Here is a 13,981-nt window from a genome sequence, read left to right on the forward strand (position 1 = left end):
TTCCAAATCAGGCGAGGTGAATACGGGGCGCGCGCGTGCATTCGGCGCGTAGACGGGCGAAGAGCGGTTTCGTTCCAGCTTTTTTTAGCTGCGAGGCAACATTCTCTGAAGCTGTGTCTGCGCGCGCACGCTTTGTGTCCGGAAAGCCCCATTTCTGGAAGAAGCCTGGTGTTTGGCTCGCTAATTCCCTTGTCGGTCAAAGGGATTGCATCCTACCCTGAATTTTTGACAGGGAGATGATGGCGATAGAGTGAGACGCGGAAGGATCATCGGCCGGGGCCGGAAAACGGCGACCCCCGCCAGCCATGCAGGCCAGGCCGACGCCCGCATGGACGATCTTTATCGCAGTCATTTCGACGAGCTCTGCGCCAATATCCGCAAGTCATTCGGCTCCGGGCCGCCAGAGCCCGAAGACGCCGTCCAGACAGCCTTTGCGAAGTTCGCCAGCCTCGAAAATCCCGAAGAGGTGAGGGACCCCCGCGCCTTTCTCTATATCGCGGCGCGCAATGTGGTGCTCGACCATAAGCGGTCGGCCAAGGTGGCCAACGCCTACATCGCCGAACAGATCGCCCTCGATTTCGAATTGAAGTTGGAAGGAATAACGCCTGAGCGCGTCGTAGACTCAAGACAACGTTTCGAAACGCTCGTGGAGGCGATGCGCAGCCTGCCGCAAAAACAACAGCTCATTCTCACCATGAGCAGGCTGGAGGGCAAAAGCTATCGTGAAATCCGCGAGGAGACGGGCTGGTCGGCTGGCGACATCAGCCGGAACATGAATGCCGGGATCTCCGCGCTCGTCATCGCCATCAAGCGGGCAGAGCGAATCAGGCGTTCGGCAGACGAACAAACCGGCAATGAGCCGGATCAGACGTGACAGACAGGAATATGAGCGAACGGGTCAAATCCGAAGAAGAGCTGGAAGCAGAGGCGGCGGAATGGTTCACCACCATGCACTCCGGCGACGCCGACAGTGAAACCCGTGAGCGCTTTGAAGCCTGGCTCCATGGCGACCGCGCACACAAGATCGCTTACCGCGAATTCGAGCAGGTCTACCGCGATCTTGATTATGTCTCCAGCGAAGCGGGCGTCGACGTCGACGAGGCTCTAGGTCGCAGAAAGTCAGTGTGGGCTGCATTGTTCCCCGAATGGCTGCGCAAGCCGGCCTTTGTGGGCGGCGCCGCTTTGGCGGCCGTTGCAGCGATCGGTCTGGTCGTCGTCTCCAATATTCAAACGCCTGTCAGTACGCCTACCGTAGTCGCCGCGCCTGAATTCCAGACTCAGGTCGCTGAAATCCGAGAGCTGACGCTTGAAGATGGCACAGTCGTCACGCTGGGCGCCAAATCGCGCATCGAGACGGAGTTCACCGCCACCCGCCGTCAGGTCACGCTTCTGGATGGCGAGGCCTTCTTCGAAGTCACGAAAGATCCGGATCGCCCGTTTTTCGTCGCTGCCCAGGACACGTTGGTTCGGGTTGTCGGCACAAAATTCGACGTGAAGCGTAGCGCGGACATCGTCCATGTTTCCGTGCTTGAAGGCGTCGTCGAGGTGATGAAGCCCGGCGATATTGAAGAGGCTATTGTCTCGGATGACACCAGCGGCATCGACAAGCAGGTATTGACCGCAGGCGATCGTGTCAGCGCCGCGCGCCGCGTGGCATTGCCGCAGGCGAAGCAAGTCGAGCAGATCGAGCCAGGTGCCTGGCGCAAGGGGCGGCTTGCCTATGAAGATGCAAGCCTTGCGGAAATCGTCTCCGATCTGAACCGCTATTATGACCGCCCTATACGGATAGCATCGTCCGATGTCGGCGATATGCGCGCGACCATGGCGTTTCAGACCGCTGAGATCGACCAGGTCTTTGATGTCATGGAAGCCATTTATCCCGTCACCATCGACAAGCCTGCATCCGGCGAAATCACCGTCCGCAGAAAGCGCTAGCGGCAATTGTTTCGCCATGATGAAGTATTCGTGAAACTTTTTTGGAACGGTGATGGAGGGTCCTCGTCGTTGTCATGAGGCCGGAAGTGCGGGGTGTTCGTATCGCTCCTGGCCGCGAGGGATTACGGCAACATCGTCGGGAGGGCGAACTCATGACCAGATCAAAAACAACCAGACTTACGCTATCGGGTGCAGCATCCTTGATCGCTTTGTCACTGGCATCGGCGAATGCCTGGGCAGAAGAAAAGCAATTCGACATCGAAGCGCAGCCGCTGGCCAAGGCGCTGCTTGAGTTCAATGAGCAGTCCGGCTTAACCGTCGCCGCGCCGCGCGATCTCGTTCAAGGCAAGAGCGCCCCGGAGGTTCGCGGCGCCATGGAGCCTGAGGAGGCCCTTGAAAAAATCCTCACAGGGTCCGGTCTGAAATCAAACGAACTGCCGACGGGCGCCTTCACAATCACGCTCGCTTCAGTGGAAGCGACGGAGCCGGCCCCCGAGCCCTTTCGCCTGGCTCAGCTGGATCAGGAAGAAAATGCTCGGGAAATAGATCGACGCGATAACGATGACGATGAGGCGCGACAAGACGTAATTGTTGTCACAGGCACGAATATTCGAGGATTAGCACCTGATAGCTCGCCTGTTAGAACGTTTACAAAAGAAGACATTGACGCGACCGGCGCAGCAACAGCACAAGAATTCATCCAAACGCTTCCCTTCAACTTTTCAGGTGGTTCTAACGCAAACATACCTGGTGGTTTGCCAAATGACAGTGGCGCTGGTTCAAACACCGGCGGATTTGGTTCATTTGGCTCAAGCGTCAATCTGCGTGGGCTTGGTTCGGGTTCCACCTTGGTCTTGCTCAACGGACGTCGAGTGGCACCTGCGTCAGTAATTGGAGACTTCACCGACATCTCCATGATCCCAGCGTCCGCCATCGAAAGGGTGGAGACACTTACTGACGGCGCGTCTTCAATTTATGGGAGCGATGCTGTGGCCGGTGTTGTAAACTTCGTTCTTCGCGACGATTTTGATGGGATCGAAGCTGCGTTTCGGTACGGAGTAGGAACCGAGGAGGCGACACCATCACAATACCGCGCAAGCTTGACGGCAGGAACAAATTGGCAAAACGGAAATGGGCTTATTGTCTATGAATACTTTTCTCAAGACGAGCTGAATATCGAAGATCGTGACTTCGCGTCTAAGACGTTTATTCCGGGCTTTCTTCTGCCCAGCCAGGAGCGAAATAGTTTGCTCGGGTCTATCTCTCAGCAAATCGCCCCTAGGCTCGAATTATCCGCAGATATGACGGCATCGAGAAGGGAAGCTCGACAAATTCGGTCCGATATTTCAGGAAACACCTTTCGCCAAGACACCGAGTCGGAGAGCTTCAATCTTTCAGCTGGTCTTAATTGGGAATTAAGCAGAGATTGGTACTTAGACTTCTCGGGAACCTTTAGTACCATTGATACCTCCAATCAGTCATCCCTTTTTACCGAAGATCTCCGCCAAACCAATTCAACAATTTGGTCCGGTGACGTTGTTTTTTCAGGACCAATAGTAACCCTGCCATCCGGTGAGGTGCAGATGGCGGTCGGAGCAAACTACAGAGAGGAGGAGCTCGATCAAACAGTAACATTTGGCGCTACTGGCGATACGAGAACTGATCGCGATGGCTCCCGTGAAATTTTTGCCGTGTTCGGTGAGGCGTTCGTTCCACTCATTGCTAAAGACAACGACATTCCGCTTGTACACCGGTTGGAATTGAACATTTCAGGTCGATTTGAAGAATATAGCGATTTTGGTTCAACTGTGAACCCAAAGATAGGGCTGCTATACTCTCCGGTTGAATCATTAAAACTCCGCGGCTCTTACAGCACCTCCTTCAAAGCGCCTGTTTTGGGACGGGTGGGGGCTATAGACCGTTCGGCTTCCTTGCTCCCTACGTCCTTAATCAATCAAATCTTTGGTCTAACGTCACCAGATCCGTCTCTAGATGACGTTCCAGTGATTACCCGAAGCGGTACTGCGGAAAATCTTGATGCAGAAGAATCCGAGGCTTTTACATTTGGTTTCGACTATAACGACAGCTGGGGCAATCATGGATTCGAAGCGTCAGCCAGTTTTTTTGACATTGATTTCGAAAATCGACTTGGCACAACACCAATTCCTGGATCGCAGATAAATTTTGCAGCTGTAAATATTGCTTTTTTGGATCCGGATGCGTTCCCATCAGGAACTGTAATTTTTAATCCATCAGATCAAGATATAACTACCTTGATCGACAGCCTCGATAACTTTGGGAACCCCTTCGGCCTAGACCCGCTAGACGCGATAGCTATCAACAATGCTACCATTGTCAGAAACTTGAGTAGAACAAAAGTGAGTGGGTTAGACTTCGATTTGCTATATTCTTATCAGATCGGCGCTGACGAGATTACTGCAGGCCTAAACGGCACATACCTTGCAGAATTCAAGCAACAGGCTGCAGAGACCTCGCCCTTGGTCGAACAAGTAAATACGTTATTTAACCCAGCAGAGATGAGTCTACGAACAAATTTGGGATATCGTTCGAATAACCTCGGACTTAACCTATTCGTGAATTACGTGAATGATTATCCGATTGATAATACGCCCAACGCACCACGTTTGTCTGACTGGATCACTGTAGATGCGTCGGCCGTTTATTCCGTGCCTTTCACAAGCAGAGATTCTCTTCTTAGTGGCATGACTTTGCGGTTATCCGTCACTAACTTGTTCGACGAAGACCCGCCCAGCGCGCCAGTAAATACGGTTTTAGACGTCGATGGGTACGACCCAACGAACGCCTCACCTCTTGGGCGTTTCGTAGCGTTTGAAATATCAAAGAAGTTCTAGTTTGAATCGTGGTTTAGTTGGACGGCTTCAATGTCGCACACGTTGGCACGCCCTAAACGGAATAGCGTGCCGAAGCCTTTGTGGGCGCTCTGTGCTTGCAAAATACCGAGAGTTTGTAGGATATGTTTAAGCCCATTTCGACTAAGCTATTGTTTATTTTGTTTTCTTGTTTCCATGTCGCTGCCCAGAGTAGTGCAGTTGCGGATGGCATTAGTGTAGAGAATGCGGTGGAAGCGGAATGGTATGTATCTGCAGATGGCGCTGTTGTTTTAAATACAGACATTCAAAATGATTATTTAAGCATCGCCGAGTATTCGCCAAGTGGAGAAAGCGCAATATTCTTTACACGGAGCGCAGATCTTGCGTCGAATTCTACTCTTGGAACGTTGCATCTGGTAAGGTTTGAGAACGGAAGGCTCGTACACAAGGAGCTTGCTACTTTTAGTTCGCAAACAAACCGACCCCCGATTTACGCGTTCCGTTGGTTGTCAGAGGAGCGCATCGGCCTCATAGGTACGCAAATCGACGGAGAGGTGCATATTCTAACGTCCGATTTGAGCGGAGCAATAAGAAGCCATGCGCGAAACGATCATCTCGATGTAGGATCGAATTTTGATGTGTCGGATAGTGGAACAGTGGTTTTTGGTGTTCCCGAAGCAGCCCATTTTGTTGATGAGTTCGCTTCAGAGACAGGTTACGTTGTTGGAAACCGGACCCTAAGTGAGCTCGCCGAAATCAGTATTCGTAACCTGGAGCCAGTTCAGTACTACGTTGCCGATGGCGGAAAACCTAGAGAACTTATTGGCCTCTCAAACGCGACTAGTTACTTTCCGCCTTTTGTATCCGTGTCACCTAGTGGCAATTACGCTATCGTTGCCACCAGTCCACCAATTGTACCAAAAGAATGGATCGAATTCCCGGTGCTCGACGACAGTGTTCGCGCGGGAGATCCCGCAGGCCCGTTGCTTGCTAAACTTCGACTAGTTCATTTGCCAACCGGTGATGTCTATGAATTGAGCGACGCACCGATGTCGAACCCAACTGCGAGTGGCCAGGTGGTCTGGGATGAGGATAGCGATCGTGTTTTCCTCATCGATCAATTTGTGTCGCGAGACATTGCGGCAGCTCTTATAGTAGAAGGTGAGCAAAACCCTGCCATTCTTGAGTACTCCTTGAGCTCCAAAAGCGTTACCGCTGTTATAGATGAATCGCCGGTGCCCGAAGTTGGAAGACTCGGGCCTTTCTTAAGGGCAGATTATGACATCGGGCAACGGCGACTTGAGGTAATCCGTGGTGACACTAGCCATTTCTACGAACAATCGTCTAGAGGTTGGGTCGAGGTTGAAGCGTCAGGTTCCCTATCCAACGACAGCGTAAATAGATTTCAACTATTCGTCGATCAAAGCGTAAGCAAACCAGCTCAATTATTTCTAACTGGTCCGAGTGAGTTAAACCCAATACCTGTTGGTGAAATCAATAGAGAGATCAAAGATCGGTTCAATCCGGCAACCCGATTTGAATGGACTGATAAAAATGGCTTGAATTGGTCAGGTGGGCTCATCCTACCGAAAATACGCGAAGAGAACGTGCGCCTCCCGCTCATAATCCAAACGCATACATTCTCCCCAGAAGAGTTTGTTATAACTGGAACTCGCGGCTCTTCTGCCGGCTTCTCTGCACAAGCACTGGCGTCTGAAGGTTTCGCTGTACTTACAGTGGGATTTCAAAGAAGTGACATTACGCGGTCAGACGATGAGTTTGAAGTGCAAGCCGAGGGGTATCGCTCCGCGATATCCGCACTGAGTTTGGATGGTATCATTGATGAGAACCGTGTAGGTGTCGCTGCTTGGAGCCGCTCGGGCTACTGGATACAGGAAGCAATGGCTTCCGACGATAAATTATTTGCTGCAGCAGTAGCTTCTGACGCCAGTTCTTTTGGCAAATGGTCTTACTTGTTCTATCATAATTGGTGGGCCTCTTGGCGCGAGACACCGCTAAAGGTATCAGGCGGAGTTTCGCCCTTCTCTAGTCAACGGAATGAATGGGAGGCGAGTGATCCGGTTGCGCGAGTGCCTTTCTTCCAACTGCCACTGCTTATCACTGCTTATGGAGACGCTAGGTATCTTCCTTTTTGGTGGGAACCTTACGTTGCTATGAGAGAAAACGCTGAACCAGCAGAGTACTTTTTGCTTCCGGACACGCCTCACAAGCCGGTGCAGCCTAAGCATCAATTTAGGCTGCAGTCACTTAGCGTTGACTGGTTCAAATTTTGGCTCATGGGCGTTGAAGATCCAGACCCTGAAAAAGCAGAGCAGTACAATCGTTGGAACGAGCTGCTACAGCAGCGCTGTACGAATAAAACCAGTCATCTGCCTCCATACTGTTCAATGAACCAGCAATAGCCCAATTCTAGCAGCTGAAATGAATGGGCGGGCGCGCGGTACGGTGCTGCGTCAGGAGAGCCCTGCGCTCGAGTGATCTGACGGCTCCGCTCCCGACGCGCTTCCCATCAACCCACCGAAAGAATATTGAGCAGCAGGACTCTCTAACTAAACGAGGGTGCTCGGGGCGCAGGTCATTTTGGCTCGAGCAAAAAAAGAAAGTAGGCACCCGTTAGTGACGGCCCGCAACCAAAGATTTCTGGAATAACTCTCGCGCACGCGCGTCGTTGAATTAGGTGGCTTGGAGAATTCAGAGGCGCCGGATTCGATAATCTGTCTTTAGGAGCGTGTTGATGGCTGGCGAACCCATCCTCGTTGCTCGCTATTGCGCCTTGGTCATAATTGGCGAAGCGACGTGCCCGAACATATTGATGTCAGTAGGCGAGGTGGAGCTCGTGCAATTGGAAGCGGTCGCTGCCGCCATCGGCGCGCCGGTGATCGATCTGGTCGACAGCTGCGACTTCCTCATCGACGATTCATTGCGTGCGCGGATCGCCGAGAAGAACCGGCGCACCCTGATCCTATGCGGGGGATGGCTGGAGGGCGCGGTGACTCAGGTTGCCCTGTCATCCCTGCTGGAAGGCTATGACGTCTACGTCTGCGCCGATCAGGTCGTGACCGAAGATCCCGGGCGCGAGCATGTGTTTCTTGAACGCATCCGGTTCTGCAACGGGCATATCGTCACCACAAGGCAGATCATCCTGGAGTTCCTGTCTCAGGAGAAAGATCCGGCCGCGCGTGCGCCGCTTGAAGCCTTGCTGAATTCGGGCGCCGCCGGCTGACGCCGGCCGGGCTCGCATGAACCGGGCCATTGGCCCGGCCCTTCGGGTGTTGATCCCTGGCGCGACGGCCCTTCGGGCCTGATATCGGCGGCGCTGACCGCGCCGGCTTTTTGAGTGATTTCCCCTGCAGTCGGGGGTGGGCGGACGGCGTGTCTGCCCGAGGGCGCCGGCCGCGCAAGGGGCTGGTGTTTGTGTGTCGTCTATGTGTCGTTGTCGTTCTACCTGGAGCCCCTTGCCCGTCCGCCTGATACCCTCGGCCTGCCCCTCCTTTCCGCCGCCCACCCCCGCCTGCCGGGGAAATTGGTGCGAGGCGGAGAAGGAGGCGAGACATGGCGCGACACAACGGAAACCGGAAGAAGGGGAGCGACCTCTACCAAGAGGTGACCGACAGGATCATTGCCGAACTGGAGGCCGGGCGCGCGCCTTGGGCGCAGCCTTGGGGCGGAGCCTCTGCGGCGGTGGGATTGCCGGAGAACGGATCGACGGGGCGGGCCTATTCCGGAATCAACATCCTGCTCCTGTGGGGCGCGGCGATTGAGGAGGCGCGGTCCTGCCAAGTCTGGCTGACCTTCAAACAGGCGCTGGCACTTGGCGGATGCGTCCGCAAGGGCGAGCGCGGCACGACGGTCGTCTATGCCGACCGCTTCACACCGAAAGACGAACGCGAGCGCGCGCGGGAAACGGGCGAGGCGGCGCGGCAGGTGCCGTTCCTGAAACGCTATACCGTGTTCAATGCCGACCAGTGCGACGGCCTGCCGGACGGCCTCCTGCGCGCCGTGCCGCTGCCCGAGTGCGAAGCCATACCCCGCGCCGAGGCGCTGATCGAAGCGACGGGCGCTGATTTCAGGATCGGCGGCGACAAGGCGTTCTATGTCCCGTCGCAGGATTTCATTCAGGTGCCGCCGCAACCGGCCTTCTTCGATCAGATCAATTACTATCGCACCTGCTTTCACGAGCTTGGCCACTGGACCGGCCACGGCTCTCGCCTCGACCGCGACCTCACGACCAGCAAGGGAACGAAGGATTACGCGCGCGAGGAACTGGTCGCGGAAATGACCAGCGCCTTTCTGTGCGCGGCCCAATCGATCATCCCGACCGTGCGGCATGCCGACTATCTGGGCGCATGGCTGGACGTGCTGCGCGAAGACAATCGCGCGATCTTCCGCGCCGCAAGCCAGGCATCGAAAGCCGCCGATTATATTCTGGCGTTTCAGACGTCGGACAATGCGCCCGAGGTGAACGCCGCGCCCGTGGAGGAAGCGGCATGAGCGTCCCGCCGCCCTTCCGCATCAGCGCAGACGACATCGCGCGCTCGACGCTCGATGCCGGTGACCTCGGCCTTTGGGCGCTGCTGGTTTGCGGTTGTTACCACATGTTCGAGACCGAGCGCGCCGCGAACGAGGCCTACCGGCTGCTTTGCGCAGGCATATCCGTCCGCTGAATTTTCACCCACCGCCATCAAGAGGAGGCAAGCATGCAACTCAGGAATATTCCTATCGATGAGCTGAAAGTCTCAAAGCTCAATATGCGTCACGGGCGAAAGCCGCCGGACATCGACGACATCTATCCGTCCGTCCTGAAATCCGGCGTGCTCGAAACCATGATCGTGCGCCGCGAGGGCGAGAAATGGGGCGTGGTCGCCGGACGGCGGCGGCTGTTCGCCCTGCGCCGCAAGGCCAAGGAAACCGGCAGGCCGGTCAAAGGCCCGTGCGCCATCATGGCCCCCGGCGATGACGCCGCCGCTATGGAAGCCTCGATCATTGAGAATACCGGCCATCTGCCCGCCACCGAAATGCAGCAATATGAAGCCTTCGGACGATTGGCCAAGACCCAGCGCTCGGTAGATGAGATTGCCGACTATTTCGGCGTCACGCCGCTCAAGGTGAAACGCATTCTGGCTCTTGCCGATGTGTTGCCGGAGATAAGGGCGCTCTATGCGGATGACGCCATCGACCCCGCCACCATCCGCGCGCTCACCATGGCGAGCCACGACCAGCAGCGCGCATGGCTGGACCTCTACCATGCCGAGGACCAGCACGCGCCCTTGGGCAAGCGCCTGAAGGACTGGCTGTTCGGCGGCGCGGCGATTGCGACCGACAAGGCGCTGTTCGATCTGGCCGATTATCCGGGCCGCGTGATCGAAGACCTGTTCGGCGAACACGCCCGGTTCGAAGACCCGGACCTGTTCTGGGAACATCAGTCGGCGGCGATTGCAGGCCGCATCGACGCCTATCGCGAGAAGGGATGGAAGGACGTGACCGTCATGGAGCGCGGCGCCTTCTTCCATTCATGGGATCATGTCAGATGCCCGAAATCGAAAGGCGGCAAGGTCTTTGTCAGTATCCGCCATGACGGCGAGGTGACCTTCCATGAAGGCTATGTCACCAGCGCCGAGCATCGGCGCTCTGAGAAGGCCCGAACGAAAACGGGTGATGTAACTGAACCGGCAAAGCCGGAAATGTCCGGGCCGATGGCGCAATATATCGCGTTGCACCGCCATGGCGCAGCGCGTGCAAGCCTGTTGCAGCATCCCGCCATCGCGCTCCGGCTGACCGTCGCGCACATGATCGCCGGGTCCGCCCTCTGGGATGTGCGCCCGCATGACATGCGGACGCCGAAGGCGGCGACCGCCGAAAGCGTCTCCGCCGCGCCAGCCGCCATCGCCATGAGCAATGAGGGACTGGAAATCGAAACCCTGTTCTCCGAACATGGCGTCCGCTTCCACATCACGCGGACCAGCGACGATTACCGGCTCTGCGAAGTCTTCGCCGCGCTCATGAAAATGTGCGACGCGGAAGTCATGCGTGTCCTGAGTTTTGTCATGGCCGCGTGTCTGGAAGCGGGCGGGGCAGCCGTCGAGGCGGTCGCGCATGTCACCGCCACCGACATGGGCGCCTACTGGAAACCGGACGAGGCCTTCTTCGACCTCCTGCGCGACAAGCGCGCGATCAACGCCATGGTCGCCGACATTGCGAGCCCCTCCGCCGCGAAGGCGGTGCTCACCGACACCGCGAAAACGCAGAAGCAGATCATCCGCGATGGCCTCACCGGCAATGGCCGTGAGGGCAAACCCGACTGGCGGCCGGGCTGGATGATGACGCCGCCAACCGCCCTTGTTGCAGGTGCCGCATCGCCGCCCGCCGAGGCATGGACCCGGATCGCAGCGCTGTTTGAGCCGGGCGAGACGCCTTGCGCCGCTGAGGATGCGCCAGCCCGCGACCATCCCGCCCCCTGATAGCGCCTCCTGTCAGGGGCGGGTCGAGCCGTTCGGGAGCCTCGGGCTTTCGGACGGCTCATGTCTGTTCGGCCTCCAGACGGGCGCAACACGGATCAGTGGGGAATCGTGGTCGCCGCCTGCCGGTCACGCTCGGCGTTGATCCGGTCCTGCCGTCGCCAAGCCGGTTTTCATCCCTTGCCTGACGCCCATGAGACCGCCCAATGGCCAGACGTCTATGCCTGTGAACCTGGGCGAGGGGTGCGCCCGTGCGAAACCGGCGCCGCCGCCAAATGTCCCCTTGCGCGCTGCGCGCGCAATTCCTCGCGCAGCAAATTTGCCGCCATCGGCGGTCCTCCACATGCGTTCCGGCCCGAAGGGTTCGCCGGTCCCGCCCATCGCCCGGACGGTTCGGCGTCGACGAGGCCATGGGGGTCTCGTGACAAGCAAGGAAAGATGAAAACCATGGCAAACGCACTTGGATATATCAACGAAACCGAAACCGGCTTCGAAGGCACCCTCGCAATGATGAGCCTGACCGCGCCCATCCGCATCGTCAGAAATGACCGGAAGACCGCCGAGAAGCAGCCCGACTACCGGGTCTATGCCGGACAGCCGAGCGCCGATATTGGCGGCGGATGGCTCCGCACCGCCGCTTCCAGCGGACGCGAATATGTCTCGCTCACCCTGTCGGCGCCGATGATCGGTCCGCGCAAACTCTATGCGACGATTGCGCCGGTGAAAGGCCAGGACGGCCGCCACGTCATCCTCTGGAACCCTGCCGACTAGGGCTTCCGCATCGATGACATTCAGGAGGCGCCCGGATCATCCGATCCGGGCGTTTTTCTGCGCAAAACCGGCGTTACTGGCACGCAACTTGAAAGAGTATTCCGATCATATCGGGGGCTTTTGCAAGCGCTTCGTGACCTGTCACGCCATCCGCTTCTGTCGCCTGTGTGGAGGCGTCATGGCGCAACAAAGGCATTGGGAACCGGATCAGTCCGGATATGACCGTCTGCTGACGCTGCCTTATTCCGGCTGGAGCTGGGAATATGTGCGGCGCAATCCGGACCTGAAAGCCGCTTATCGCCGCGCGGGCGCGGTGCGCGCTTTCCGCGGGCATCGCTCCGACGGCTCGATGATCTTCCGGCTCAATCAGCGCTGCTATGTCGCCGAACAGTTCGGCCTGCACTTCATTCCGCCGCCGTCGCTGTCGGCTTTCGACACGACGCCGTTCTGGCTGCCAGAAGTCATGTCGGCGAGTTTCGACGCGGCCAGCGAGATCGAGGCGAGGCTGCGCCGGGGCGGCGCGCTGCTGCGCTGGGATGACATTCCCGGCGAGAAACATTTCCTGATAACGCCGGGCCGCCGCGAAAAACTCGTCATCGAAGCGCCGGGCTACGCCGCGCAACTCGCGCTCGATGCGCAGGCGCTGCCGATTCCGCAGGCGGTTTATTTCTCGCTGCGCCTCGGCGCGGGCCAGCTCGTCGGCCAGAATCTTCAGCATGTTGAGGAATTTGCGCGGGTCTGCCACGGCCTTGGCCCGCGCCATAAATGCCTGCGCGGCCTGTCCCCGGAAAAGCTCCGCGATACGATTATCGCCCTCGACGGCGCGCTTGCCGGGGTCAGGCGCCGCCGCATCGCCGAGGTGATTTTCGGCAAGGACCGCATCGACAGCGACTGGGACAATGGTGATGAAACCTACAAGAAACGCACCAAGCGGCTCGTCGAAAAAGGCTTCGCCCTGATGAAAAGCGGCTACAGAAAACTGCTCTGAACGCGCCCCGGGCCGAGGGACGTTTTCGGCGGTTTCGAGATCGTCCCTGCCGTGACGCCATCAATCCCGGCAAACTTTTCGCAGGTTCAATCCACCCGTGAAAGGACATCCCATGTCGGACAAATCCCCCAAATGCCGCTTTCTCAGTGTCGTTGAGGCGGCGGAATATCTCGGCCTCAAACGCTCGACGCTCGATCATTACCGCTGGGTCGGCGGCGGCCCGAAATACCGCAAACATGGCGGGCGCGTCTTCTATACCGAGGAGGAACTGAACGCCTGGTCGGAGGCGCGGCAATATCAGGATACCGCGACACGGGCCGCGCCATGAGACAGTTTGCGCTCGGCGCCGCCGCTGCATGTCTTGCGGCGCTGGCGGCGGTCAGCGTCTGTCCTCCCACACATTATCTGGTCTGGAACCGGACGGAGAGTGCGCCGCAGGGGCTCTATTGGCGGAGCGACGGGCCGCTCACCCTCAACGGGTGGGCCGTCGTCTCCGGCAAGGCCGCGTCGTCTAAATGGATTTCCAGTCACGGCTATCTCGCGCGCGACTGGCCCGTCATCAAGCAGGTGCGCGCCATGGCGGGCGATGAAATCTGCCGCTCCGGTTTGGAGGTTTTCATCAACGGCGCCCCTGCCGCGACCGCGCTGGAACGCGATGGCGCGGGCCGCGAACTCCCTCGCTGGCAGGGATGTGTCGTGCTCTCCACGAGCCAGGTCTTCCTGCTGAATGGTCATCCGCGCTCGCTCGATGGCCGCTATTTCGGCGCGACCGACTTGAAGGATGTGACGGGCGGCGCCCGTCTCCTTCTGCGCTGGAACTGATTGTCCGAATAGAGAGCGATCCAAAAGGACAGAAAGCGATGCAAGCGGATGGAAAGCGGACCCGGAGGGCAAGATTAAAGCAACGGCGCCACACCGCCGCCACCGCCTTGTCTGCACATCTCTTTTTCAGCGCCAGC

General features: G+C 57.6%; 12 protein-coding genes. All 12 read left to right on the top strand.

The window, feature by feature from the left end; all coding sequences use genetic code 11:
* Positions 1-250 precede the first annotated feature (250 nt).
* The 12 genes from HY17_RS06500 to HY17_RS06545 all read left to right on the top strand — a co-directional run bounded on the left by HY17_RS06500 (position 251) and on the right by HY17_RS06545 (position 13,844).
* Positions 251-874 carry an RNA polymerase sigma factor gene (locus HY17_RS06500; RefSeq protein ID WP_155843542.1) on the top strand — a complete coding sequence of 208 codons (624 nt, stop codon included), beginning with the start codon at positions 251-253 and terminating at the stop codon, positions 872-874.
* Positions 871-1,935, top strand: a complete 1,065-nt coding sequence (locus HY17_RS06505; RefSeq protein ID WP_155843544.1) for a FecR domain-containing protein — start codon at positions 871-873, stop codon at positions 1,933-1,935. The genes HY17_RS06500 and HY17_RS06505 overlap by 4 nt, the downstream gene beginning before the upstream one ends.
* Before the next feature lie 152 nt (positions 1,936-2,087).
* The gene (locus tag HY17_RS06510) at positions 2,088-4,808 is read left to right on the top strand and encodes a TonB-dependent receptor (RefSeq protein WP_034764587.1); all 2,721 of its coding nucleotides are present in this window, start codon (positions 2,088-2,090) and stop codon (positions 4,806-4,808) included.
* Positions 4,809-4,930: 122 nt separating this feature from the next.
* The gene (locus HY17_RS20185; RefSeq protein ID WP_155843546.1) at positions 4,931-7,210 is read left to right on the top strand and encodes a prolyl oligopeptidase family serine peptidase; all 2,280 of its coding nucleotides are present in this window, start codon (positions 4,931-4,933) and stop codon (positions 7,208-7,210) included.
* A gap of 332 nt (positions 7,211-7,542) precedes the next feature.
* Positions 7,543-8,031 (top strand): isochorismatase family protein, encoded by a 489-nt coding sequence (locus tag HY17_RS06515; RefSeq protein WP_034764590.1) that lies wholly within the window; start codon positions 7,543-7,545, stop codon positions 8,029-8,031.
* A 329-nt stretch (positions 8,032-8,360) separates the two neighbouring features.
* The gene (locus HY17_RS06520) at positions 8,361-9,299 is read left to right on the top strand and encodes an ArdC family protein (protein WP_051599772.1); all 939 of its coding nucleotides are present in this window, start codon (positions 8,361-8,363) and stop codon (positions 9,297-9,299) included.
* Positions 9,296-9,472 (top strand): hypothetical protein, encoded by a 177-nt coding sequence (locus tag HY17_RS20190; RefSeq protein WP_155843548.1) that lies wholly within the window; start codon positions 9,296-9,298, stop codon positions 9,470-9,472. The genes HY17_RS06520 and HY17_RS20190 overlap by 4 nt, the downstream gene beginning before the upstream one ends.
* Positions 9,473-9,505: 33 nt before the next feature.
* Positions 9,506-11,266, top strand: a complete 1,761-nt coding sequence (locus HY17_RS06525) for a ParB/RepB/Spo0J family partition protein (RefSeq protein WP_051599773.1) — start codon at positions 9,506-9,508, stop codon at positions 11,264-11,266.
* A 444-nt stretch (positions 11,267-11,710) separates the two neighbouring features.
* Positions 11,711-12,034, top strand: coding sequence for a DUF736 domain-containing protein (locus HY17_RS06530; RefSeq protein ID WP_034764775.1), 324 nt, complete (start codon positions 11,711-11,713; stop codon positions 12,032-12,034).
* Positions 12,035-12,212: 178 nt separating this feature from the next.
* A complete protein-coding gene (locus HY17_RS06535) occupies positions 12,213-13,022 on the top strand; it encodes a DUF2285 domain-containing protein (RefSeq protein ID WP_034764593.1) in 810 nt (269 codons plus the stop codon).
* Positions 13,023-13,134: 112 nt separating this feature from the next.
* Entirely contained in the window at positions 13,135-13,350 is a 216-nt protein-coding gene (locus tag HY17_RS06540; protein ID WP_034764596.1) for an AlpA family transcriptional regulator, read from the top strand.
* Positions 13,347-13,844 (top strand): S26 family signal peptidase, encoded by a 498-nt coding sequence (locus HY17_RS06545; RefSeq protein WP_034764599.1) that lies wholly within the window; start codon positions 13,347-13,349, stop codon positions 13,842-13,844. The genes HY17_RS06540 and HY17_RS06545 overlap by 4 nt, the downstream gene beginning before the upstream one ends.
* Positions 13,845-13,981 lie beyond the last annotated feature (137 nt).

The organism is Hyphomonas sp. CY54-11-8 (assembly GCF_000682735.1).
Classification (GTDB): domain Bacteria; phylum Pseudomonadota; class Alphaproteobacteria; order Caulobacterales; family Hyphomonadaceae; genus Hyphomonas.